This is a genomic window from Kibdelosporangium aridum (assembly GCF_900176515.1).
GTDB classification, from domain to species: Bacteria; Actinomycetota; Actinomycetes; order Mycobacteriales; family Pseudonocardiaceae; genus Kibdelosporangium; species Kibdelosporangium aridum.
Genome location: NZ_FWXV01000003.1, coordinates 746,410 through 769,860 on the forward strand (window position 1 = coordinate 746,410; position 23,451 = coordinate 769,860).

The 23,451-nt window shown below is 66.5% G+C and carries 27 protein-coding genes and 1 pseudogene; 9 read left to right on the forward strand and 19 right to left on the reverse strand.

Features of this window, described 5'->3' with window-relative positions; translation table 11 throughout:
- Positions 1–31: 31 nt before the first annotated feature.
- The 5 genes from B9C43_RS22400 to B9C43_RS22420 all read left to right on the forward strand — a co-directional run bounded on the left by B9C43_RS22400 (position 32) and on the right by B9C43_RS22420 (position 6,973).
- The gene (locus B9C43_RS22400) at positions 32–832 is read left to right on the forward strand and encodes a poly(ethylene terephthalate) hydrolase family protein (RefSeq protein ID WP_084428788.1); all 801 of its coding nucleotides are present in this window, start codon (positions 32–34) and stop codon (positions 830–832) included.
- Between the two features lie 787 nt (positions 833–1,619).
- Positions 1,620–4,850, forward strand: a complete 3,231-nt coding sequence (locus tag B9C43_RS22405) for an NACHT domain-containing protein (protein ID WP_143446498.1) — start codon at positions 1,620–1,622, stop codon at positions 4,848–4,850.
- A 20-nt stretch (positions 4,851–4,870) separates the two neighbouring features.
- Complete coding sequence (locus B9C43_RS22410) at positions 4,871–5,659, forward strand: SDR family oxidoreductase (protein WP_084428790.1); 789 nt, start codon at positions 4,871–4,873, stop codon at positions 5,657–5,659.
- Entirely contained in the window at positions 5,656–6,726 is a 1,071-nt protein-coding gene (locus B9C43_RS22415; protein ID WP_084428791.1) for an NAD(P)H-dependent amine dehydrogenase family protein, read from the forward strand. Before B9C43_RS22410 ends, B9C43_RS22415 begins: the two co-directional genes overlap by 4 nt.
- Before the next feature lie 4 nt (positions 6,727–6,730).
- Positions 6,731–6,973, forward strand: a complete 243-nt coding sequence (locus B9C43_RS22420; RefSeq protein WP_084428792.1) for a hypothetical protein — start codon at positions 6,731–6,733, stop codon at positions 6,971–6,973.
- A gap of 129 nt (positions 6,974–7,102) precedes the next feature.
- Here B9C43_RS22420 and B9C43_RS60135 read toward each other — a convergent pair.
- The 7 genes and pseudogenes from B9C43_RS60135 to B9C43_RS22450 all read right to left on the reverse strand — a co-directional run.
- Positions 7,103–7,492 (reverse strand): annotated as a pseudogene (locus B9C43_RS60135) (effector-associated constant component EACC1); the annotation flags it as partial.
- Positions 7,374–8,480 (reverse strand): prolipoprotein diacylglyceryl transferase, encoded by a 1,107-nt coding sequence (gene lgt / locus B9C43_RS22425; RefSeq protein ID WP_051895068.1) that lies wholly within the window; start codon positions 8,478–8,480, stop codon positions 7,374–7,376. The pseudogene B9C43_RS60135 and the gene lgt, both read right to left, overlap by 119 nt.
- 61 nt (positions 8,481–8,541) lie before the next feature.
- Positions 8,542–9,342: a tryptophan synthase subunit alpha gene (trpA, locus tag B9C43_RS22430; protein ID WP_084428793.1), complete on the reverse strand. Its 801-nt coding sequence runs from the start codon at positions 9,340–9,342 to the stop codon at positions 8,542–8,544.
- Positions 9,342–10,604, reverse strand: a complete 1,263-nt coding sequence (trpB, locus tag B9C43_RS22435) for a tryptophan synthase subunit beta (protein WP_084428794.1) — start codon at positions 10,602–10,604, stop codon at positions 9,342–9,344. The genes trpA and trpB overlap by 1 nt, the downstream gene beginning before the upstream one ends.
- Complete coding sequence (gene trpC, locus B9C43_RS22440) at positions 10,583–11,392, reverse strand: indole-3-glycerol phosphate synthase TrpC (protein ID WP_033381565.1); 810 nt, start codon at positions 11,390–11,392, stop codon at positions 10,583–10,585. Before trpC ends, trpB begins: the two co-directional genes overlap by 22 nt.
- A gap of 117 nt (positions 11,393–11,509) precedes the next feature.
- Entirely contained in the window at positions 11,510–11,974 is a 465-nt protein-coding gene (locus B9C43_RS22445) for a Trp biosynthesis-associated membrane protein (protein ID WP_084428795.1), read from the reverse strand.
- On the reverse strand, positions 11,967–13,511 hold the full coding sequence (locus tag B9C43_RS22450) for an anthranilate synthase component I (protein ID WP_143446499.1): 1,545 nt from the start codon (positions 13,509–13,511) through the stop codon (positions 11,967–11,969). Before B9C43_RS22450 ends, B9C43_RS22445 begins: the two co-directional genes overlap by 8 nt.
- 108 nt (positions 13,512–13,619) lie before the next feature.
- On the opposite strand from B9C43_RS22450, the gene B9C43_RS22455 reads away from it, so the two are divergent.
- Positions 13,620–14,240: a TetR/AcrR family transcriptional regulator gene (locus B9C43_RS22455; RefSeq protein WP_084428796.1), complete on the forward strand. Its 621-nt coding sequence runs from the start codon at positions 13,620–13,622 to the stop codon at positions 14,238–14,240.
- Here the strand turns inward: B9C43_RS22455 and B9C43_RS22460 are convergent.
- The 6 genes from B9C43_RS22460 to hisF form a co-directional block, all read right to left on the reverse strand.
- The gene (locus B9C43_RS22460; protein ID WP_033381560.1) at positions 14,233–14,427 is read right to left on the reverse strand and encodes a hypothetical protein; all 195 of its coding nucleotides are present in this window, start codon (positions 14,425–14,427) and stop codon (positions 14,233–14,235) included. The genes B9C43_RS22455 and B9C43_RS22460 overlap by 8 nt on opposite strands.
- A 105-nt stretch (positions 14,428–14,532) precedes the next feature.
- The gene (locus tag B9C43_RS22465; protein ID WP_143446500.1) at positions 14,533–15,315 is read right to left on the reverse strand and encodes a prolipoprotein diacylglyceryl transferase; all 783 of its coding nucleotides are present in this window, start codon (positions 15,313–15,315) and stop codon (positions 14,533–14,535) included.
- A gap of 34 nt (positions 15,316–15,349) precedes the next feature.
- Positions 15,350–15,982, reverse strand: coding sequence for an RNA polymerase sigma factor (locus B9C43_RS22470; RefSeq protein WP_235038763.1), 633 nt, complete (start codon positions 15,980–15,982; stop codon positions 15,350–15,352).
- 55 nt (positions 15,983–16,037) lie between these two features.
- The gene (hisI, locus tag B9C43_RS22475) at positions 16,038–16,379 is read right to left on the reverse strand and encodes a phosphoribosyl-AMP cyclohydrolase (protein ID WP_084428799.1); all 342 of its coding nucleotides are present in this window, start codon (positions 16,377–16,379) and stop codon (positions 16,038–16,040) included.
- On the reverse strand, positions 16,376–16,723 hold the full coding sequence (locus tag B9C43_RS22480) for a hypothetical protein (RefSeq protein ID WP_084428800.1): 348 nt from the start codon (positions 16,721–16,723) through the stop codon (positions 16,376–16,378). Before B9C43_RS22480 ends, hisI begins: the two co-directional genes overlap by 4 nt.
- Positions 16,720–17,472: an imidazole glycerol phosphate synthase subunit HisF gene (gene hisF / locus B9C43_RS22485; RefSeq protein WP_033381570.1), complete on the reverse strand. Its 753-nt coding sequence runs from the start codon at positions 17,470–17,472 to the stop codon at positions 16,720–16,722. The genes B9C43_RS22480 and hisF overlap by 4 nt, the downstream gene beginning before the upstream one ends.
- Before the next feature lie 30 nt (positions 17,473–17,502).
- Between hisF and B9C43_RS22490 the strand changes: the two genes are divergently transcribed.
- Positions 17,503–18,081 (forward strand): TetR/AcrR family transcriptional regulator, encoded by a 579-nt coding sequence (locus B9C43_RS22490; protein WP_084428801.1) that lies wholly within the window; start codon positions 17,503–17,505, stop codon positions 18,079–18,081.
- Here the strand turns inward: B9C43_RS22490 and B9C43_RS22495 are convergent.
- The 5 genes from B9C43_RS22495 to B9C43_RS22515 are packed head-to-tail and all read right to left on the reverse strand — an operon-like array spanning position 18,060 to position 21,566.
- Positions 18,060–18,440: a PPOX class F420-dependent oxidoreductase gene (locus B9C43_RS22495; RefSeq protein ID WP_084428802.1), complete on the reverse strand. Its 381-nt coding sequence runs from the start codon at positions 18,438–18,440 to the stop codon at positions 18,060–18,062. The genes B9C43_RS22490 and B9C43_RS22495 overlap by 22 nt on opposite strands.
- Before the next feature lie 10 nt (positions 18,441–18,450).
- Positions 18,451–18,993, reverse strand: coding sequence for an MOSC domain-containing protein (locus B9C43_RS58575; RefSeq protein ID WP_235038764.1), 543 nt, complete (start codon positions 18,991–18,993; stop codon positions 18,451–18,453).
- Between the two features lie 14 nt (positions 18,994–19,007).
- Complete coding sequence (locus B9C43_RS22505; protein WP_033381574.1) at positions 19,008–19,724, reverse strand: ABC transporter permease; 717 nt, start codon at positions 19,722–19,724, stop codon at positions 19,008–19,010.
- Positions 19,721–20,437 (reverse strand): ABC transporter ATP-binding protein, encoded by a 717-nt coding sequence (locus B9C43_RS22510; RefSeq protein WP_143446501.1) that lies wholly within the window; start codon positions 20,435–20,437, stop codon positions 19,721–19,723. The genes B9C43_RS22505 and B9C43_RS22510 overlap by 4 nt, the downstream gene beginning before the upstream one ends.
- 4 nt (positions 20,438–20,441) lie before the next feature.
- Complete coding sequence (locus B9C43_RS22515) at positions 20,442–21,566, reverse strand: MFS transporter (protein WP_084428804.1); 1,125 nt, start codon at positions 21,564–21,566, stop codon at positions 20,442–20,444.
- Positions 21,567–21,628: 62 nt separating this feature from the next.
- On the opposite strand from B9C43_RS22515, the gene B9C43_RS22520 reads away from it, so the two are divergent.
- On the forward strand, positions 21,629–22,033 hold the full coding sequence (locus B9C43_RS22520; protein ID WP_084428805.1) for a MerR family transcriptional regulator: 405 nt from the start codon (positions 21,629–21,631) through the stop codon (positions 22,031–22,033).
- Here B9C43_RS22520 and B9C43_RS22525 read toward each other — a convergent pair.
- The gene (locus B9C43_RS22525) at positions 21,978–22,496 is read right to left on the reverse strand and encodes a dihydrofolate reductase family protein (RefSeq protein ID WP_084428806.1); all 519 of its coding nucleotides are present in this window, start codon (positions 22,494–22,496) and stop codon (positions 21,978–21,980) included. The genes B9C43_RS22520 and B9C43_RS22525 overlap by 56 nt on opposite strands.
- 93 nt (positions 22,497–22,589) lie before the next feature.
- Here B9C43_RS22525 and B9C43_RS22530 point away from each other — a divergent pair, with 93 nt between their 5' ends.
- Positions 22,590–23,447: a LysR family transcriptional regulator gene (locus B9C43_RS22530; RefSeq protein WP_084428807.1), complete on the forward strand. Its 858-nt coding sequence runs from the start codon at positions 22,590–22,592 to the stop codon at positions 23,445–23,447.
- Positions 23,448–23,451: the final 4 nt, after the last annotated feature.

Sequence of the window (23,451 nt, forward strand, 5' to 3'; positions counted from 1 at the left end):
GTCAAAGTGCCCGCCAAGGCATCCTTGAACTATGACCCGCGTCACCTCCCTGCTCCTCGCACTCCTGTTGTGGAGTGCGATCCCCGCCGTCGCGGAACCCTCCATCGACTGGGCGGCTCCCGGCCCGCACGCGGTGGCCTCAGAAGTTCTGGTCACGCACACCATCTACCGCCCTTCCCCGTTGACACAACGACATCCCGTCATCATCTGGGGCAACGGCACAGGCGCGTCGCCGTCCGTTTACGCGGCTCTTTTACGGCACTGGGCATCCCACGGCTTCATCGTCGCCGCAGCCAACACACCTAACTCCGGCTCCGGCAACGAGATGCTGGCCGGAATCTCGTACCTCACCGCGGAAAACGCCCGCCCCTCCAGCCCTTACTTCGACCATGTCGACGTGAACCGCGTCGGCGCAGGCGGACATTCCCAGGGCGGCGGCGGCGCGATCGCCGCAGGCGCTGATCCCCGCGTGAGCACAACCGTACCCATCCAACCAGGACCACTCGGCAGCATCAAAGCGTTGCACGGCCCCATGTTCATCGTCAGCGGCCAACTCGACCTGGTCGTCCTGCCCCTGCTGCTAGTAGTCCCCCGGTACAACGCAGCAACCCATATCCCTGCCGTGTACGGAGAACTCGCAGAAGCCACCCACACAACACCTACCGGCAACGGCGGCGGCTATCGCGGGGCAACCACAGCATGGTTCCGCCTGTGGCTCACCGACGACACCCGCGCCCGCTCCGAGTTCTTAGGACCCGACGACACGTGCGGCATATGCCTATCCCCTGCGTGGTCCGACGTCCGCAGAAACGCTCTGATCCCGCGGACTTGACCAGAAGGACGAATAATCCGCCAAGAGCATCCCCCGGCAACGATGGCGCTTGGTGAACGGCAACACCACAAGCCACGACGCCGAGGCCGAGCAGTGCAACGCCCCACCTCCGCCAAAGGACTCGCCAGAACAACACTTAGGCGACAGCCATCGAACACCTCGACCATCGGCCAACCACTGCGCTCCGACAACACCCCGCCCCTGCAACTCTTAACAGAACCGCGGCTGCCTCAGGCGCGTGCGGAGCTGCTTTGGTGAACCACGCCTGCGAACAAACTAGAACGGCACCGTACGCCACGCCCCAGATCACCAGCAGAGCCGTGGCACCGATCTCCCATGCACCAAGAACGGGCAGCAGCACGGTCGCGCCAGCCAGCATGGCCGCGCTCACGCCGAACGCTGCTCGCGGACGACGCGCAGCCAAGGGGCCAGCGAAGAAATTGCCGACAAGACCGTGATCACTTGCGGGCCGACATGCGTTACGCCCTCAAGGAAAGGGCGAACGTACGTGTACGCCCCAAAGTGCGCGAGCACTACGAGAAACCTGACCACCACCGATGAACGTACCCACGGGCACGCCCAACACAGAACCCAACGCATAGCGGAGAAGATCACCGAAGTCGCCCGGGGCACCGACTTCGGCGGTGACGATCGAGAAGATCCCCCAGCATGACCGACAGCACAGCAAGCCAACGCTTTGACACCAGCCCAGTGGATCAACTCAGATGCGCGACGGCTGGCGGCTTTCCGACGACAACGTCCCGGTGTGCTCGGTAAGTTCGGGGCCATGACCGATGCGTTGCGCTTGGCCCAGAGCCTGATCAAACCCGTTGCGCAGGCAGTGATCTCGGACAGGCGGCAGCGTGCGAACCGGTCTCTCCCGCTCGCCGAGTTGATCAACGTCACGGTTTTCGACGACTACAAGCGCCGGAAGCTCAACCGTGAGATCGAGGCGATGTGCGACGCGGTCGCCGAACGCCTTGAAGCTTTCTACTCGGATGAATGGTCCGGTCTCGAAGACGCCGAGCGACGGTTGGCGGTGGAGTCGGTCGTCGACGCCTTCGCCAAGGCCGACCTGTCAGACGACGCCTTCTTCGAGGTGGACGCTGACCCGGTGAAACTCGCTCGTCGCTTACGCAGCACGATGCCTCGTACGCCTCCGATGAGCGCGGCGGGCGAGGCGTTGTACGACAGGCTGCTTGCCGAGTCGTGCACCATCTACGCACAGATCGCCGTGCACCTCGCATCGTTCACCCCGCGCGGGATAGCCGAGTCCCTGGCGCGGATGTCGAAGCTGCGCAACCAGGTGGAACAACTGCTTGACCGACTGCCGATGCGGTCGCTGGACGCTCCCGCAGGCACCGACCAGGACGAGGAGTTCCTTCGCCGCTACCTGGACTTCGTCAGCACAACGCTCGACCACATCGAGCTTTTCGGCGTTCACACCAGGAACTTCCGGACGCGGACCTCGTTGAGCGTCGCCTACGTGAGCCTGTCGGTCGCTGTCGACAACCGCCGCGCGAGCCTGAGCAGCGCCATCGCCGGCGAGAACCTCCCGGAGACGAACACCCTGCGGGTGGAACAAGCGCTCGCTGGATCGACCCGCACGCTCCTCACCGGCGAGCCGGGGTCCGGCAAGACCACTTTGCTGCAATGGCTTGCCATCGCCGCAGCCCGGGGTGCCTTCAAGGCGGACTTGGCCCGATGGAACGGCCTGGTCCCGTTCTTTGTGCGACTCCGCAGCTACACAGGCAGCCGAATGCCCTCCCCGGAGCAGTTCCTGGACAGTTGCCCGTTCGCCGCACTGACGCCTCCGGGCTGGGTGCACCGCGTGCTCACGGACGGCCAAGCATTGCTGCTGGTCGACGGCGTGGACGAACTGCCAGTGCCGGAACGCAACGCTGTCCGCGACTGGCTTCGAACGCTGGTACAGACGTACCCGGAGAACAAGATCGTGGTGACGGCTCGTCCGGCCGCAGCCACCCCGGCATGGCTGCAACACGAAGGTTTCACTCCGGCTGCCCTGGAGCGGATGAGCAACCGGGACGTCCGCGAGTTGATCGCGTACTGGCACGCCGCCGTCCGAAGCGCCGGGCATCTGCCGTGCCAGGAACATGAACTGCCCGGCTACGAACGTGCCCTGCTCGCGAAGCTGGAAACCAGCACGCCTCTGCAGACACTCGCGACAAACCCACTGCTGTGCTCCCTGCTCTGTGCCCTTAACCTCGACCAACACACCGCGTTGCCACCGGACCGGATGGGCATCTACGCGGCAGCGCTGGACATGTTGCTCGAGCGCCGGGATGTTGAGCGACGGATTGCCAGCGAGGTCTCACTGAGCATCCGCAACAAGCTCCACCTGCTGCAGTACCTCGCGTGGCGGCTGTCCCTGAACAACCGCACCGAGCTGGCGAAGAAGGACGCGGTTCAGCGGATCACCGAACGACTCGCGACGATGTCGATGCCCACCGGACAAGCCGAGTCCATAGTGGACCATCTGCTGCAGCGCAGCGGTGTCATCAGGGAACCAGCGGTCGACAAGATCGACTTTGTGCACCGGACGTTCCAGGAGTACCTGACAGCGGCAGAGGCGGCCGAACACGGTGACGTCGGGTTGCTCATCGATCGGGCCCATCTGGATGCCTGGCGGGAAACCGTGATCCTCGCGGCAGGCCACGCGAACAAGCCGGTACGCCACGAACTGCTGTCCGGACTACTTGACCGTGCGGACGAGGAACCCAGGAATGCCCGCACTCTCCGGTTGCTCGCGGCGGCATGCCTTGAAACAGCCGGTCCCCTCGATGCGGATCTACGCGCTCGGGTGGAAGAGTGCCTGGCCAAGCTGGTTCCACCGCGGCGATCTGCCGAAGCCCGTTCGCTGGCAGCGGTTGGGCGCATTCTGCTGAAGCATGTGCCCGACGACATCTCGGCGATGACCGAAGCCCAGACGAAGGCCACCATCGAGGCGATCGCATGGGTGGGCGACGACGAGGCCCTTGCGATCCTGTCCAAGTATGCGCGCAGAGCGCCACATAGCCTGCACCGGTCGTTCGCGGAACTAGCGAAGTACTTCGACCCGCGCAAGTTTGCCGATCTTGTCATCGCACACCTGGCTGGGTTCCTCGATGATCCTTGGATCTACGGCAGGGCGGAACTGGAGGCGGTGCGCAGAGTCGCAGGCCTTCAGCACATCGGCTATCTGTGGTTGGACGATGTGGACAGCTTGACCGAACTGTCGAGCTTGCCGTCCATTCGAAGCCTCTGGGTGTCAGGAGCCATCACAGACGTGGCGCCTTTGGTGCGCCACCCCGAGATCGAGCGGTTGGTCGTATGGTCGTCCGGCACACTGACCGGGCTGGAGACCCTTGCCCAACTCCCCGCGTTGACCGAACTGATCCTCGGGCACAGAGGGTTTCCCGACATCGAGTTCGCCCGCTCGTTGCCCGCACTCACCGAACTGTGGTTACGTGATCTTGATGCCGTCACGGACTTCAGTCCACTGGAAGCGCTGACCAGTCTCACCCACCTCGACATCGAGACTCCGAAGACACTGACATCACTTCAACCACTGCAGAACCTTCCCCACCTGACGCATCTGACTCTCCGCGGACCTGTACCGCCGCCCGGCGGGCTGCGCGGAGTGGCCACCTCGCTCCCGCGCCTGAAGAAGCTCGCTCTTTATGAGAGCAGCTGGGTTCGCGACGTCGAGTCCATCGAGCTCTTCGAGCAGTTGCAGCACCTCACTGTGTACTCCACGCGGCTGTCCAGCATCGTTCCACTGCGACTCGCTCCCCACCTTCGAGTCGTCGACCTCGACTGCCCCCTGGTCGACAACCTCTCCCCACTGGGGGCGATGCCGAAACTGGAGAAGGTGTACATCCGGGACCCGCTGACCAAGCTCGACCCTGTCGCGTTGCCCAACAAAGACGCGATCGCATATGTCCTCGACGTTCATGCAGCCAGACGTTGGCGACGTGTCCCTGGTCAGGCCGCACGGATCAAGACCGCCAGCCACTAGAACGTGTTACAGTTTTCGTCATGTTCCTTGATCGGTTTCGGGTTGACGGGCTTGCCGCTGTGGTGACCGGGGCTGGCCGGGGGATTGGGGCCGCGACCGCTGTCGCCCTGGCCGAGGCCGGGGCGGACGTGGTCATCTCGTCGCGGACAGCCGAGCAGCTGAAGGACGTCGCACAACGGGTCGAAGCCGCCGGTAGGCGCGCCAAGGTCGTCGAAGCCGATCTCAGCGATCTTGATGCCGTGAGCCGGTTGGCCACGGCTGCGCGCGACGAATTCGGGCGCCTCGACATCGTCGTCAACAACGTCGGCGGGTCGATGCCCGCGCCGTTCATGAACACGACGCCCGACGCACTGAAGGACGCGTTCCACTTCAACGTCGCGACCGCGCATGCGCTGAACCTCGCTGCCGTTCCCATCATGCTGGAGAACGGTGGCGGCTCGATCGTCAACATCTCCTCGGCGATGGCACGGCTCACCGGCCGCGGCTTCGTCGCTTACGGCACCGCCAAGGCCGCGCTCTCGCACTACACGCGGCTTGCCGCCACCGACCTTTCGCCGAAGATCCGGGTCAACGCCATCTGCGTCGGCTCAGTCGCCACATCCGCGCTGGACATCGTGCTGCAGAACGAGGAAATCAAGACCAAGATGGAGCAGGCCACCCCGCTGAAGGTGATCGGGGAACCCGCTGACATCGCGGCCTCCATCCTTTACCTGGTCAGTACCGCCGGGAAGTTCGTCACCGGCAAAGTGCTCGAAGTGGACGGTGGCACCGAACGCCCCACCCTCGATCTCGGCTTGGAGGACCTGTGACATACCGCGTTGTCGCGTGGAGCACCGGAAACGTCGGGCGCCAAGTCATCGCGGGCATCGACGCCCGGCCCGACCTCGAACTCGCCGGGGTCTGGGTCTCCTCGCCCGGCAAGGTCGGCCGCGATGCCGGTGAACTGGCCGGGCTGGGCCGGGAACTGGGCGTGAAGGCCACCAACGACGCAGATGCCTTGCTGGCGTTGAAGCCCGACTGTGTCGTGTACACCGCGATGGCCGACGACCGGCTCAGCGAAGCCCTTGACGACCTCGCCAAGATCCTGCGTGCCGGCGTCAACGTGGTGTCGAGTTCTCCGGTCTTCCTCCAGTTCCCCGACGGTGTCGTTCCACAGGAAGTCTCGGGACCGATCAGGGCCGCCGCTGCCGAGGGACAAGTTTCGTTGTGGGTCAACGGGATCGACCCGGGCTTTGCCAACGACACCCTTGCGCTCGCGCTCACCGGGATCAGCGAACGCATCGACGAGGTCCGCTGCCAGGAGATCCTGGACTACTCCACGTACGACAACCGCAAGGTGCTGTTCGACATCATGGGTTTCGGCGCGAAACCCGGCGACACCCCGCTGCTGCTGCAGCCCGGCGTGCTCGAACTGGCGTGGGGCAGCGTCGTCCGGCAGATCGCGGCAGGCCTTGACGTCGAACTCGACGAAGTCACAGCCGTTTTCGACACGGTGCCCGCGCCGGAAACGTTCGAAATCAAGTCCGGGGTGATCGAAGCCGGGACCGCCGCCGCCCTCCGGTTCGAGGTCATCGGCAAGGTCAAAGGCAAAGCCGTCTGCGTACTGGAACACGTCACGCGGCTGCGCCCCGACCTGGCGCCAGACTGGCCGCAGCCCGTCGGACAAGGCAGTTATCGCGTCATCGTCACTGGTGAGCCGACTATGACCGTCGATCTGCAACTGATGGCGTCCGACGGCGATCACAACACCGCGGGTCTGAAGACCACCGCCATGCGTCTGGTGAACGCGGTCCCCGCTGTCGTCGAAGCCGCCCCGGGACTGCTTACAGTACTTGACCTTCCGACGATCACCGGCCGAGGTCTTGTGGCACAGTGAGGACATGACTGAGGCGGCGCTGGAGTCGACCCGCCGGGTGCTCGCGAGCTTCGGCTACACGGAAGTCGACATCCAGGGGATGCGCGTTCCGTTGGCCTCCAACGCGGTACCACCACCCGGAGCGGCGTTCGGCTTTGCCGTTCAGGGCGGCTGCGTCAGCGGAGCAGTCACGCCCGACGGAGTCAACCTGAGCGCGTCAGGACCAGTGGCCGAATGGGGCTGCAACCTGATCGGCGCGACTCACTGACCGAGGAACTTGCGCGCCGCGTCCATCGCGGCGTCCGCTTCTTCGGCCGAACCGCAGGTGAGTTCGAGCTTGCGGCCGTCCTGCGCGGTCAGCTTGAGCGTCACCTTCTTTGGCGTTGCGGCTGGCGATCAACCACTCCTTGAGCGACCGGATCAACGTCGTCGCGGTCGCGCTCGTCAGGACCACTACCACCGCGTCGAGGACCGGGCCCATGTGACCGTCTTCGATGGGCGCGGAGGAAAGCGTCACGTGGCCACGCAGGTCTTCCTCGTCACGCAACCAGTTCGCCAGTGTGCGTAGGTCGTCGTCAGCGCCGTCAACAGAGATCGCAGCTGTCACAAGGAACCACAGTAAAACGACAAGCCCGACACACGGCCGGGCTTGTCCACTTCGTTGCCTGTCAGTCCTTCTTCTGCTCCGGAGCTTCGGGCTCTTCTTTCTCGTCGTCCTTGGCTTCCGGGGCCGCTGGGACCTTCGCGGTCTGTTCGTCGTCCTTCTTCTCAGCGTCGGCATCGGCATCGGCGTCGGAATCAGAGTCCGAGTCCTTGTCGGAGGACTCCTTCTTCTCGTCGTCGTCCTCGTCGAGGGCGTCCTCGGACGCTTCGATCGGCGACGGGTCCTGCGGCGTGCCGTCGCCGCGCAACAAGGCCAAGTCTTCGCGTTCGCCCTTGCTGCGAGCCATGATGAAGTACACGACCGCGCCGATGAACACGAGGATCGAGACCCAGACGTTGATCCGGACGCCGAACACGAGCGTGGCGTCGTCGGTCCGCATCAGCTCGATCCAGGTCCGGCCGAGGGTGTAACCGGCGACGTACAACGCGAACGCGCGGCCGTGGCCGAGGCGCATCTTCTTGTCGACGTACACGACCAGCAGTGCGACGCCGAGGTTCCAGAGCAGCTCGTAGAGGAACGTCGGGTGCACGACGGCGATCGGTGTGTGGTCCACCGCGATGCCGGAGAGCTGGTCGGCGATGCCGGTCTCCGGGTTCACCCGCTGGTAGATCTCCAAGCCCCACGGCAGGGTCGTCGGACCGCCGTAGAGCTCCTGGTTGAAGTAGTTGCCGATCCGGCCGATCGCCTGCGCCACCACGATGCCGGGCGCGACCGCGTCGGCGAACGCCGGCAACGGGATGCCCTTGCGCTTGCAGCCGAGCCAGGCGCCGACGGCACCGAGTGCGATCGCACCCCAGATGCCCAGGCCGCCGTTCCAGATGGCCAGCGCGTCCAGGGGATTCTTGCCCTCACCGAAGTACCGGTGGTAGTCGGTGATCACGTGGTACAGCCGACCACCGATCAGGCCGAACGGCACCGCGTACACCGCGATGTCCACCACTTCACCGGGGCGTCCGCCCCTGGCCTGCAGGCGTTTCTCGCCCCACCAGATCGCCACGATGATCCCGATGATGATGAAGATCGCGTAGGCGCGGATCGGGATCGGGCCGATTTCCCACACACCCCGGTCGGGGCTGGGGATGTTAGCCAGGAAGACGTTCGCTCCGGTCACGAGGGCACACGGTAACGCCTCGCCTCAAGTGGCCCGCATACCACCCTGCTGACTGACGCCCTCAGGTGCCTTGACCTGCGACGACGCGAGAACGGACACCTTGGGCCAATTCGCCCGCCAACGTACGAACCGCGTCGATGTTCTCGCCCGCTTTGGCCACGAACGCCGACCCCACGATCACCGCGTCCGCGTACGCCGCGATCTCCGCCGCCTGCGCACCGGACCGCACGCCGAGGCCCACGCCGATGGGCATGTCGGTGTGGACACGCACGCGCTGCACAAGATCGGGAGCCGCGTTGCTGACGGAGTCCCGTGCACCGGTCACGCCCATAACCGAGGCGGCATAGAGGAATCCGCTCGACTTGGCGACCGTACGAACGATCCGTTCTTCCGTGGACGCGGGCGCGACCAGGAAAATCCGGTCAAGGCCGTGTGCCTCGGACGCGGCGATCCACTCGCCTGCCTCGTCGACGATCAGGTCCGGCGTGATGATGCCGAGGCCACCGGCCGCGGCGAGGTCGCGGGCGAACGCGTCCACGCCGTAGCGGTACACGGGGTTCCAGTACGTCATGACCACGGCACGGCCACCGGCCGCGGACACGCGCTCGACGACGGTGAAGATGTCCTTCACGCGGAAGCCACCACGCAGCGCCTGTTCGGCGGCGTGCTGGATGGTCGGGCCGTCCATCACCGGGTCGGAGAACGGCAGGCCGACCTCGACGATGTCGCAGCCGGACTCGACCATGGCGGTGAGCACGTCGGCCGAGCCGTCCACCGTCGGGTAGCCGGCGGGGAGGTAGCCGACCAGTGCGGCACGGTTCTCCGCACGGGTGGCCTCGAACAGCGTGTCCAAGCGACCCATCAGGAGTCCTCCCCCACCAGGCCGAAGTACTTGGCCGCGGTGTCCATGTCCTTGTCGCCCCGGCCGGACAGGCTGACCAGGATCACGCCGTCCGGACCCAGCTCCTTGCCGAGCTTGATGGCCCCGGCCAGCGCGTGCGAGGACTCGATCGCCGGGATGATGCCCTCGGTGCGCGACAGCAGCTGGAACGCCTCCATGGCCTCCGCGTCGGTCACCGAGTAGTACTCGGCGCGGCCGGAGTCCTTGAGGTACGAGTGCTCCGGGCCGACGCCCGGGTAGTCCAGACCGGCGGAGATCGAGTACGCCTCGATGATCTGGCCGTCGTCGTCCTGCAGCAGGTACGACCGTGAGCCGTGCAGCAGGCCGGGGCTGCCCTCGGACAACGTCGCACCGTGCTCGCCGGACTCGATGCCGTGCCCGCCGGGCTCGTAGCCGACCAGACGGACGTCCTTGTCGTCGACGAAGCCGTGGAAGATGCCGATCGCGTTGGAGCCACCGCCGACGCACGCGGCGACGGCGTCCGGCAGGCGTCCGGCCTTCTCCAGCATCTGCTGACGGGCCTCGATGCCGATGATCCGGTGGAAGTTGCGGACCATCACCGGGAACGGGTGCGACGCGGCCGCGGTGCCGAGCAGGTAGTGGGTGGTCTCCACATTGGTCACCCAGTCGCGCAGCGCCTCGTTGATGGCGTCCTTGAGCGTGCGCGACCCGGTCTTGACCGGGATGACCTCGGCGCCCAGCAGCCGCATCCGGGCCACGTTCAGGGCCTGGCGCTCGGTGTCGACCTCGCCCATGTAGACCACGCAGTCGAGGTCCAGCAGCGCGCACGCGGTGGCCGTGGCCACGCCGTGCTGGCCCGCGCCGGTCTCGGCGATGACTCGCTTCTTGCCCATCCGCTTGGTGAGCAGCGCCTGCCCCAGCACATTGTTGATCTTGTGCGAACCGGTGTGGTTGAGGTCTTCGCGCTTCAGCCAGATCTGCGCGCCACCCGCGTGCTTGGCGAAGCGCGGCGCCTCGGTCAGCATCGACGGACGGCCCGCGTAGTCACGCAGCAGGCGCAGCAGCTCGTTGACGAAGTCAGGGTCGAGCCGGGCCTTGTCGTACTCGGCCGAGAGCTCCTCCAGCGCCGGGATCAGCGCCTCCGGGATGAACCGGCCGCCGAACGCGCCGAAGTACCCGCGCTCGTCCGGGTCGTGCGAGTCGTGCTCGTGCCCGGTCTTCTCCGGGTCGTTCCGCGGGCTCATCGGGACGGCCTCGGGCATGCGGGGTGCGAACCGGCGGTGACCAGTTTGGTCAGCGCCGCCTTGGGATCGCCGCTGGCCACCAGGCCCTCGCCGACCAGCACCGCGTCGGCACCGGCACCGGCGTACGCCATCAGGTCGCCAGGGCCGCGAACCCCGGACTCGGCGATCTTGACCGTCTCGAACGGCAGTCCCGGCGCGATCCGGGTGAAGACCTCGCGGTCGACCTCGAGCGTGTGCAGGTCGCGGGCGTTCACGCCGATCACCGACGCGCCGGCCTCCAGCGCACGGTCGGCTTCCTCCGCCGTGTGCACTTCGACCAGCGCGGTCATGCCGAGCGACTCGACCCGGTCGAGCAAGCCCACCAACGCGTTCTGCTCCAACGCCGCCACGATCAGCAGCACCAAGTCGGCGCCGTGCAGCCGCGCCTCGTGCACCTGGTACGGGCTGACGACAAAGTCCTTGCGCAGCAACGGAACATCCACTGCCGCGCGGACAGCGTCAAAGTCAGCCAACGATCCGCCGAAACGCCGCTGTTCGGTCAGCACGCTGATCACCCGCGCGCCGGCTTCCTCGTAGTCCTTGGCCAGTACCGCCGGATCCGGGATGTCGGCCAGGTCGCCCTTGGACGGACTGCGGCGCTTGACCTCCGCGATCACCCCGACGTCCGTGGACCGCAGCGCGGACAGCGCGTCCTTGGCCGGCGGCACCTTCGCCGCCTGCTCCTTGAGGACTTCGAATGGAAGCCTTGCTTCGCGGGCCGCGAGATCCTCGCGCACACCGTCGATTATCGACTCGAGAACGCTCACCGCGTATGCCCCTTCCCGCCGCACTGATGCTAACCCCGCGCCAGTTCGTGGCAGGACGCCGGGTCGGCCGTGCACAGTAAGCATGCGCCTGGCGACGCAACGATTGCGCGACGGGGGTCAAACAGTCGGGTCTTTGCCTTCCGACAGGGCGCTCCAGAGCTCCTTCTCGCCGTCCGGCTGCTCGGTCTTGCCGGGCGCGTCGTACTTCGCGCCGAGCCTTGGCATCTTGTGGCCAGAACGCACAAGCAGCACGCCCGCGGCGACGATCGCGAGCCCGGCGAGCAACGCCAGGACACGTCCCCACAATGCTTGTCCCGCCGCGAAGGCACCGTTGACAGCGAGCCAACAAGCCGCGAAACCGGCCAGCGCCAACAACACCCCGACGATCCGGCGGGGCCAGCCGCTGGTGGCCAGCACACCGGCGATCCCGGCCAAGGACAGCAGCGCGAGCGGGACCAAGCCGCTCACCTGTTCGGAACCTGTCAGTTCGGACGACCAGTTCAGCCTCGACGAACCCCACAGCCCGGCCGACGCGGCGAGCAGCAGGACCGTGACGATCCATAGTGGACGACGGTCAGCCATCGGCGGCCGGCCTGATCGTCTCGGCCATGGCGATCGCGGAAAGCACCGCGCCCGCCTTGTTCTGGCACTCGTCGTCCTCGGCCGCCGGGTTCGAGTCGGCCACGATCCCGGCGCCTGCCTGCACGTATGCCACGCCCGCCTGCACCAACGCGGTACGGATCGCGATGGCCGTGTCCGCGTTGCCCGCGAAGTCGAGGTAGCCGACCACGCCGCCGTACAGGCCTCGTCTGGTCGGTTCGAGCTCCTCGATCAGCTCCATCGCGCGGGGTTTCGGCGCCCCGGAAAGCGTTCCAGCCGGGAAACAGGCCGTCACGGCGTCGAAAGCGGTCTTGCCCTCGGCGAGCTTGCCGGTGACGGTCGACACGATGTGCATGACGTGGCTGTAGCGCTCGACCCGGAAGAAGTCGACCACGTGCACGGACCCTGGTGCGCAGACCCGGCCGAGGTCGTTGCGGCCCAGGTCGACCAGCATCACGTGCTCGGCGCGTTCCTTCTCGTCGGACAGCAGGTCCTTCTCCAGGATGGCGTCCTCTTCGGGGTCCACCCCGCGCCAGCGGGTGCCCGCGATCGGGTGCGTGGTCGCCACCCCGTCCCTGACCGTGACCAGCGATTCCGGGCTGGACCCGACGATGTCGAAGCCGTCCAGCCGCAGCAGGTACATGTACGGGCTCGGGTTGGTCGTGCGCAGAATCCGGTACACGTCCAGCGAGTCGGCGTTGGTGCGCATCTCGAACCGTTGGGACACCACGATCTGGAAGGCCTCCCCGGCCCGGATCGCTTCCTTGGCCTTCTCGACGGCCGCGCCGAACTCCTCGCGGGTGCGGCGGCGGGTGAACTGCGGCTTGGGGCGCTCGAACACCATCGCCGTCGGCTCGGCCGAAGTCCACAGGTCCTGGGTCATCTTGCCGAGCCGGGCGACCGCGTCGTCGTACGCCTCGTCCACCCGCTCGGGGGTGTTGTCCCAGTTCACAGCATTGGCGATGAGGGTGATCGTGCCTTCGTGGTGGTCGAGGGCGGCCAGGTCGGTCGCCATCATCATCACCAGCTCGGGGATCCGCAGGTCGTCCTCGGCCAGCTCAGGCAGCCGTTCCAGGCGCCGGACGGTGTCGTAACCGATGTAACCCACCATCCCGCCGGTCAGCGGCGGCAGGCCGGGCAGCGGCTCGGTGTGCAGCAGCCGGAAGGTCTCTCGCAACGCCTCCAACGGGTCACCGTCGCCGTGCAGGTCCTCTGGCACCTTCCCGGACCAGGTGGCCGTCCCGTCCTTGGACGTCAGCGAGGCGGCGCAGCGAGCGCCGACGAAGGACCATCGTGACCAGGACCGGCCGTTCTCCGCGGACTCGAGCAGGAAGGTCCCGGTCCGGTCGCCCGCGAGCTTGCGGTACACGCCGACCGGGGTCTCCGCGTCCGCCAGCAGCTTGCGGGTGACTGGGATCACCCTGCGGTCGCGGGCGAGGGCGTGGAACTCCTCGCGGGTGGGGCTGATCGCGCCCATCCCGGTGTGCACGGGCAGGTCCGATCCGATCACGCTGGCCATGCCGCCATTCTGCCGGGAGCACGCCGAGCGGCACGACTGGGTCAAGCCGCAGTCAGACAGAATTCATCGCATGTTGAAAAGTTTGACTCACCGAGTGATGATGGTGGCGTGACAACGAGCGCGGAACAAGAGGGCAAGCGCCGCGGGCGGCGGCCCGCCGGTGCCGACACCAAGAACGCCCTGATCGAGGCGGCCAGGGAGGTGTTCACCGAACAAGGCTACGAAGGCGCCACGGTCCGCGCGATCGCGAAACGGGCGGGTGTCGACCCCGCCATGGTCAACCACTGGTTCGGCGGCAAGGAAGGCCTGTTCGCCCAGTCCGTGCTGCAACTGCCGGTGGACCCGGCGGTGATCGCCAACGAGATCGCCAGCGGCGACATCAACACCCTTGGCGACCGGGTCGTCCGCCGGTTTCTCACCGTGTGGGACAGCACCGGCGGCGGGCAGTTCGCGGCGTTGGTGCGCAGTGTCGCGGGCCACGAGATGGCCGTGCACGGGTTGCGCGACATCTTCCTCAAGCAGATCTTCATGCGTGTGGCCGCGAAGACCGGCGCCGACAACGCCATGTTCCGGGCCACCCTGGTCGCCAGCCAGCTGATCGGGATGGGGATGGTCCGGTACGTCGCCAAGTTCGAACCGTTGGCCAGCAACGACATCGACACCATGGCCGCGGCGGTCGGGCCGACCGTGCAGCGCTACTTCACCGGCGAGATCGCCAGTCCTAGTTGAGATGTGCTGACCGCGTCGCGGTCTTGAGCGGAGCCAGCATGCGGGCGACCGGGGACAGTTCGACGACCTCACGCCTGCAGTCCGAGCAGACCTCGATGTGGTCGTGGAAGTCGTTGCTTTCCCGCACTGTCAACACTCCGAGCACATAGCCGCCCGCGGTGACGGTGTACGAACACGCGCGTGTCATCGTGCCTCCTTGCCGGAGGGGCGGACGACGGCCCGGGGGGAGTGGCCGTCGCCCGCCCGTGGAAGTGGCGACTGCTGGGAGGCTACGTCGCCACTATCGCCGCGGTCAGTTGTTTGGGCGCTCTGACGGCGGCGTGCCGTTGGGCTTGCCCGGCTGCGGTTGCTCGGTGTTCCCGCGCTCTGCCGGCTGCGTGGGCTTGCCCGGCTCGGATGGCTTGTGCTCGTTGGTTTTCTGCTCGTTCGGCCGCTGACCGAGGACGGTGACGCAGAACGCGGGCACCTTGTCCTTGCCACCCGCGGCGGTGATCAGCGCCTCGAACGCCGGGCTCTCAAGCCGCTTGCCGCGGTCGGCCTCTGGTGCCGAGGTGTACGCCTGGCAAAGTCCGTGCTCTGACGGCGAAGGTGCGGGGTTGTTCCCGTTTTCGTTGGCAGGCTTGCCGTTTCCCGGTCTGTCCGTGCCAGGTTTTTCGCTGTTCGGCGTGTTCTTGTCGGTCGGGTTGCCCTTGCCGGAGTCCTCCGCGGGAGCGGTGGCGGAGTTGCTGGTCGTGGCCGGTACAGCTGGGCTGTCCTGTGAAGGCAGATTCCCTGTGGCAGCAGCGAATGCGACGCCGCCTGCGGCCATCGCGCCGATGGCGACGGCCGCGGCCTTCACCGTGAAGAGCTTTGTCAGTCTGTGCATCGACCATCTCCGTGGCTGAGTTGTCTCGGCGAGACGAGCGCTCCGAAACGCGGCCACAGCGGCTTCTTCACCGGCGAGCTCACTGGCATGCGCCGGTGCGGCGGCATCCGCGAGCAGCTCGTCCAGCGCCCGCGCCCGGTCCGGCGTACCGCCCGGCCCCTGCTGCCCGGCGGTACGCCGGTCCACCCGGCGGAAACGTCTCGCGCTCATCTCGGATACCTCAGCGTCTGGGTCTTCAAAAGTGTCACTCCCCCTGGTCAGCGGCCTGTTCGAGGAGCTCGGCGAGCTTGCGCAGACCGCGGTAGGCGGACGTGCGCACGGCACCCGCGCGCTTGCCGAGCACCTTGCCCGAGGCCTTCGCGTCGAGCCCGACGACCACTCGCAGCAGGACGGCCTCGGCCTGGTCCTGCGGCAGCTTGGCGATCATCGCCAGTGCCGCGTCGGTGGCCATCGAGTCCACAGCGGACTCAGCGGTGTCGCTGGTCGCCGGCCGGTCGGTCAGCTCCTCGACCGGTTGCGTGTCGACCGGTCGCCTGCGCTGGCTCCTGAGGTGATCCATTGCCCGATTGCGGGCGATGGTCGTTGCCCAGCCGCGGAAACCGTCGGCGTCGCCGCGAAAAGACGGCAGGTCACGCGCTATCTGCAGCCATGCCTCGGAAGCGACGTCCTCGGCGTCCTGGCCGACGAGCACCCGCAGGTATCGCAGCAGCGCGGGCTGGACGGACCGGTACAGCACCCGGAACGCGCTCTCGTTGCCTCCCTTGGCCTGCGAGATCGCCGCGGCCAGGGCGACCTCCGGCGATGTGTCTATTGTGGACTGTTTTCGCCGGAACGACCGGACATTCCCGCTGTCACCGAATGCGGCGGCACTCTGCACCCGCGACATCCTGAGCCATCGCCGGGCGGAAGGAAAGCCCTGTGGGCGAAAGAACTCAGTCGGTCAACAACACGTCAGCGTCGAAACACGTTTTGTCACCGGTGTGGCACGCCGCGCCTTGCTGATCGACGATCAACAGCACTGTGTCGCCGTCGCAGTCAAGCCGCACTTCATGTACGTGCTGAATGTGCCCGGACGTCTCGCCCTTGACCCAGAGCTTCTGACGGCTACGCGAGAAGTACGTGCCCTTGCGTGTGGCGAGCGTCAGATCGAGCGCCTCGTCGTTCATCCACGCGACCATCAGCACCTCGCCCGTGCCGCGCTGCTGGGCGACCGCGCACACCAGGCCGTCGGAGTTGCGCTTGAGACGTGCGGCGATCTTCGGGTCGAGGCTCATTTGGACTCCAGGTGGTCCCGTGCGGGCTCGGTGTTGACCAGCACGGCTGTGTAGAGATACGCGGCGGTGAGCAGACCGGACACCACACGCACCCACCAAGGCGGCGCGTCGGACAACGCGATCAGCAGGTGGACGACGGCGAACAGGCAGGTCGCGACCATGGTGACGACCCGGGCGAACCGCAGCCGCACGATCAGGCCAACGCACACGGCCACCGCCACGATGCCCGCGCCGATGGGCAGGCGGAGGTTCTGCGAGTCCCACGCCAGCGCGACGGCCACGAACAGCACCGCGCCGAGGCCGATCACCCCGAGCGAGACCTTGACCTCGGTCGGCGCGTTCACCGGACCTCGATCCCCGATGCCCGCATGGCGTCCTTGACCTCACCGATCCGCAACTGTCCGAAGTGGAAGACGCTGGCGGCGAGCACGGCGTCCGCACCGGCCTCGACCGCGGGGGCGAAGTGCTCGACAGCACCGGCGCCGCCGCTGGCGATCAACGGCACGTCGACGACCGCGCGGACCCGCTTGATCAACTCGATGTCGAACCCGGCCTTGGTGCCGTCCGCGTCCATCGAGTTGAGCAGGATCTCGCCGACGCCGAGCTCCTGGCCCTTCGCGGCCCACTCGATCGCGTCGATGCCGGTGCCGCGCTTGCCGCCGTGGGTCGTCACCTCGAAGCCCTCGCCCGCGCGCCGGGCGTCGACGGACAGCACGATGCACTGCGCACCGAACCGCTCGGACGCCTCACGCAGCAGCTCCGGCCGCAGGATGGCGGCGGTGTTGATGCTGACCTTGTCGGCGCCCGCGCGCAGCAGCCGGTCGATGTCCTCGACCGCACGTACGCCACCGCCGACCGTCAACGGGATGAAGACCTGCTCGGCTGTGCGGCGGACCACATCGAAGGTGGTCTCGCGGTCCGAAGAGGACGCCGTGACATCCAGGAAGGTCAACTCGTCCGCGCCTTCCGCGTCGTACGCGGCGGCCAGCTCGACCGGGTCACCGGCATCCACCAGGTCAGTGAAGTTGACACCCTTGACGACCCGACCAGCGTCGACATCCAGACAGGGGATCACACGCACCGCTACAGCCATGCGCAAAGCCTACGTGGCACGCTTGGACACATGGCACGCGCCGGACGCCGACCCGGGCAGACCGAGACCCGCGAGCAGATCCTGGCCGCGGCCAGGGCGCAGTTCGCCGAGCTCGGCTACGACGGCGCGACCATCCGCGGGATCGCGGCGAAGGCGTCGGTGAACCCGGCGCTGGTACACCACTTCTTCGGCACGAAGGAACGCGTTTTCCTGGCCGCGCTTGAGCTTCCGCTCGATCCGGCGGTGATCGTCCCCGCACTCGTCGAAGGGCCGCGCGCGCAGTTCGGTGAGCGGGTCGTCCGGCTGTTCCTCACGGTGTGGGGCGATCCACAGACCCGCGCGCCGTTCCTGGCGATGATGCGCACGATCACCACGAACGAGCAGGCAGCCCGGATGCTCAAACAGTTCCTCGAGCGCCAGGTGCTGGCGCGGGTCGCCGCCGGGCTCGGCGTGTCCCCGTTGCGGGTGGCCGCGGCGGCTTCGCACATGGTCGGCCTGGCACTGTTCCGCTACGTCGTCCAGGTCGAGCCGCTGGCCAGCGCGGACGTGGAGGAGATGGTCGCGACGGTCGCGCCGATCATCCAGGCCTATGTGGATGAGACCGCGTAGCAGATGGTGGCGTCGCGGCCGCGGAACAGCTTGCTGCCGTAGATCACCAACCAGCCGCTCAGGCCGTACTTGCGGGCCATCACCTTGCGGATCCGGTCGGTCTCGGCGGCGTCGAGTTGACGTGCCACGCCGGGGATCGGCTCGCTCTTCTGCTTGCCACGCACGTCACATTCGGCGATCTCGACGTTCTGGTTGCGACGCAAACGCTTCACCTTGCCCGCGTCGCTGCGGGTCCAGAAGATCAGTTCCTCACCGTCCCGCGCGCACCAGACGGCGGTCGGCACCTTCCGCCCGTCCTTGCGAAACGTCGTGACCAACACGTAACTGGCGTCGGCCAACCTGGCCAGCTCGGCATCCACGCAGTGCAGGCTAGACCGGCTGCAACGGCCGGTGGGGATGAGCGGGCAGTTCGACGCGGATCTGATCGCCTGTCCGGACCACCCCGCCGGTCAGCACGACCGACATGATCCCGGCCTTGCGGATCACGTTGCCCTCGTCGTCCTTGCCGAGGACCTGCTTGAGCAGGCCGTTGGCGAAAAGGTCGATCTGCATGCACGGGTTGCGCAGGCCGGTCACCTCGATGACAGCCTCGTCGCCGAGGTGCAGCAGCGTGCCCGTGGGCAGGCCGAGCAGGTCGATGCCACGTGTGGTCACGTTCTCGCCGATCTGCCCGGGTCCGACGGTGAACCCGGCTTCGCGGAACTCGTCGAACAGTTCCGCGTGGATCAGGTGGACCTGCCGCAGGTTCGGCTGGCTCGGATCACGGGCCACCCTGGACCGGTGCTTGACCGTCACGCCTTGGTGCACATCGCCTTCGACACCGAGCCCGGCGAGCAGCGTGATGCTGTCCGCGTTAGGTTTGGTGAACGTGTACTCGCTGCTGCGGCTCACGGCCGCCACTACCCCAGTCATGACTCCGACTGTACTCAAGGCGTGCGCCTGCGCAGGGTCGCTGCGCCAAGGATCAAGGCCAGCACGGCGCAGCCGCCGATGATCGCCAGGTCTCGTGCCAACGTTCCGGTGAAGTCCTCGGATCGGGTGACGTGGGTCAGCGCGTCGACCGCGTAGGACAACGGCATCACGTCCGACAGCCAGTTCAGCAACTCCGCCATGTCGCCACGGGGCACGAACAACCCGCACAGCAGGATCTGCGGCATCACGAAGACGGGCATGAACTGCATCGCCTGGAACTCCGTGCGCGCGAAGGCGCTGACGAACAGGCCAAGCGCCATCCCGAGCAACGCGTCCAATACCGCGATCAGCAGCAGGATCCACAGTGGACCTTTGACGTCCAGGCCGAGCCAGCTCACCGAGACGAGGGTGGCGATCGAGACCTGGAAGACCGCGACCACGCCGAATGCCATGGCGTACCCGGAAAGCAGGCCGAACTTGCCGATCGGCATGGTCATCAGCCGCTCGAGCGTCCCGCTTGTCCGTTCCCGCAAGGTGGTGATCGAGGCGATCATGAACATGATGATGAACGGGAACACACCAAGCAGAGCGGGCGCCGCCCGGCTGAACGCCTGCTCGGAGTTGAACACGAAGCGCAGCAACACCATCAGCAGCGATGGCAACAGCAGAAGCATCGCGACGGTCCGCGGGTCATGCCTGAGCTGTGCGAGGATGCGACGGGCGGTACTCATACTGTTTCCTTGATCAGCTTGAGGAAAGCGTGCTCCACGTCCGCGGTGTCGGTCCGTGTCCGCAGACCGTCAGGTGTGTCGTCGGCGAGCAGAAGCCCTTCACGCATGAGCAACAACCGTTGGCAGCGCGCGGCTTCGTCCATCACATGACTGGAGACCAGCAACGTCACGCCACGTGCGGCCAAGCTGTGGAACAACATCCACAACTCCTCACGTAACACCGGATCAAGCCCGACCGTCGGCTCGTCCAGCACCAGCAACTCAGGCTTGCCCAACAACGCGACCGCCAGGCTCGCTCTGCTCCGCTGCCCGCCGGACAACTGCCCGACCATGGCGTTGGCGTGGTCGGCCAGACCCACCTCGTCGATCACACGCTGCACGTCGGATTTGGCGGTCTTGAGCACGGAAGCGAAGTAGCGCAACGCTTCCGTGACCGTGAGGTCGCCGTAGAGCGCGGGGTTCTGGGTCGAATAGCCGACCCGATTCCGCAGTCTTGGGTGGCCCGCCGGCAAACCGAGCACGCTGACCGTGCCCGACTCGACGATCTGCACGCCCACGATCGCCCGCATCAGGGTCGACTTGCCACAGCCGCTCGGCCCCAGCAGACCCGTCACGGATCCCTGTTGGACCTCGAAGTCAACCCCACGCAGGACCTGTCTGCCGCCCCGGCGGACCTTGAGGCCCTCGACACTGAGGACCGAGGAATTAATCATACGTTTAATTCTGCGCTTGCAGAACTCTTCCGTCAACCCTCACCAGCACGACGGCAAGCACAGGCAACAGCAGCGCGACGACCACCCACGGGAAGGAGGCGGGCCCGAAGGCGTCGAGGAAGACCCCGCCGACGATGCCGCCGCCCGCCATGGATCCGTTCCACGACGTCACGAGCATGGCCTGCGCGGTGTCGCCGCCATTCGCGATCGCGGTCTGCAAGAGAGTCGGAACACCTCCCCAGCCCAACCCCCACAGCACCGCGGCGACGTACGGGCTTCCGGTCAGCCCAACCGCGGCGACAGCGACAAGGACCGTGCTCACGATCAGCAGAAGCCTGAGGTTTCGGTCGATGTACGCCCCGACGATCCAAATGCCCACCATCGAAGCGGCGCCGAGCAGCAACAGCACGAGATCCACATCCCCGCCCGCGTAGTTCAGGAAGGGCGCGATGTACGTGTAGATGACGTTGTGCGCCAACACAAACGCGATCACGACAAACAGAACCGCCGCGACACCGGGGATTGTGAGCGTCTGCCGGAAGGACACTCGTTCCCCAGCTTGTTGCCCGGGGTAATCCGGCACCGCCGCGGCGATCCAGACGATGAGCACGACCGCGAGCACCGAGACAACGGCGAACGTCACCCGCCAGCCGAGGAGCCCGCCCAGGAAAGTTCCGGCAGGCACGCCGAGGGAAAGCGCGACCGGTATCCCGGCCATGACGATGGCCATCGCCTTGCCCTGCAAGCCTTCCGGCGCCATTCGCCGGGCGTATCCGGCAAGCAATGACCACACCACACCAGCCGCGACACCAGCGACGAACCTCGCACCCATCGTCAGGACGTAACTCGTCGAGATGACGGTGATGGTGTTACCCACGGCGAACCCCACAATGGCCGACAGCAACAGGCGCTTACGCCGCCACCTCGCTGTGATCAAAGACAGCGGGATCGCCGCGATGGCGGTCGCCAGGGCGTAGATGGTCACCGACTGGCCCATCGCGGACTCACTGACTCGGAGGTCGGCGCTCATCCCGGTCAGCAGGCCCGCAGGCAACGCTTCGGTCAGGATGGTGATGAAAGCGGCTGTGGCCAACGCGATCAGCGCCCGTACCGGCAATTTCCGATCCATGCCGGGTATGCTCAAACCTTGACATCGATGTGAAGGTCAAGGTGGCGTGAGGGGGACCACAGATGCGGATCGGGGAGCTGTCGGAGCGGACCGGGACACCACGCCGACTGCTGCGCTACTACGAAGAGCAAGGCCTGATCAAAGCGGACCGGCTGGAGAACGGCTACCGCGACTACGACGAGGCCTATGTGGACAGAGTGCTGCAGATCCGCGGCCTGCTCGACACGGGACTGCCGACCCGGATCATCAAGCAGATCCTGCCGTGTCTCAACAAACCCCGCGAGATCCACTTCGACGACGCGACGCCGGAGACGCTGGAGTTGCTTGCCGCCGAACGCGACCGGATGACCGCCCGGATCTCGTGCCTGACCCGCAACCGGGACGCGATCGCCGAATACCTCAGCGTGGTCGCTACCTCACAACGCGCAAGCGGAACTCAGCACCGAACTTCCCCGCGTTCGCGGTGATCACGTCCAGTTTGACCACGGGACTACCCGGGCTGTCGAAGAACCGGACGCCCGCGCCGAGCAGGACGGGCACGACGTGCAGGACGATCTCGTCGACGAGTCCGGCTTCGATGCTCTGCCGGGGCACGCTGCCGCCGGTGACGACAAGGTTCTTGCCGTTCGCGGCCTTCAGACCAATGTCGACACAGTCGCGGATGTCGCCGGACAGGAACGTGAGCGGCTCCGGGGCGAGCGCGGGATCCTTGTGCGTGAGCACGAAGATCGGCCCCTGCCAGGCGCCGCCGTAGGGCTTCGTGTCACCGATGACGCGTCCGCCGCACATGAACGCCCCGGTCGTCCGGATGACCTCGTTGCCGAGTTCCTCCGGTCCGCCGTACCCGAGCGCCCAGTCCACTTCGTCATCCTGATCGGCGATGAAGCCGTCCATCGACATGGTCATGTGCCAGATGACTTTTCCGGTCATAGCGCTGTCCTTTCCGTTGGCGACCAGCCTGGACCAGCGGCTCGTATGCGTCCAATGCCAATATCGGCGTGAAACCATAGATACAGTTGATGGATGCTCGACATCGTGCGATTGAGGGTCCTGGCCGCAGTCGCCGCGCACGGTTCGGTCACGGCAGCCGCGCAGGCGTTGCACTACTCGCAGCCGTCGGTCAGCCATCACCTGGCCCGGCTGGAAGCCGCGACCGGAGCGCGGCTGATCCAACGGGTGGGTCGTGGCATCCGGCTGACCGCCGAGGGTGAACTGCTTGCCAAGCGCGCCAACGAGATCATCGGCCGAGTCGATGCGGCGAGCGCCGAACTGTCCGCCATGGTCGGACTGCAATCCGGTCGGGTGCGCATCGCGGCATTCACGTCCGCACTGAGCGTCCTCGTTCCTCCTGCCGCAGCGGCGATGCGCGAGCTCCACCCAAACATCGAGTTGCATCTCGCCGACGCGCATCCCGTGGTCGCCAAACAGCAATTGCGCGACGGCGAAGTAGACCTCGCCATCGTGTTCCACTACGACGATGCCCCGCCGGACGACGGCCTCAGATACACGTACCTGCTTGACGATCCCGTGTACCTGCTCAGCAAGGCGCCCGGCCGGACACTGGAGGACAACCGAGACGCGGCATGGATCGCGGGCTGCGAGAACTGCCGCGCCGAGTTCGTCGGCATGTGCCACACCGCTGGCTTCACGCCACGGATCGCTTACGTCAGCGACGACATCATCGTCAAGCAAGCGCTTGTCGCCGCAGGGCTGGGCGTCACCACGATGCCGGGCTTGGCACTGCGTGCACACCACGCGGACGGCGTCATCACGAGTGAACTGCCTTTCCGGCGAAGGATCTCCCTTGCCACATTCGGCGAACCACCCGACCCACCGGCGACAGCCGCCTTCATCGCCGCCCTATCGTCAACCCAGGGTTGACGAC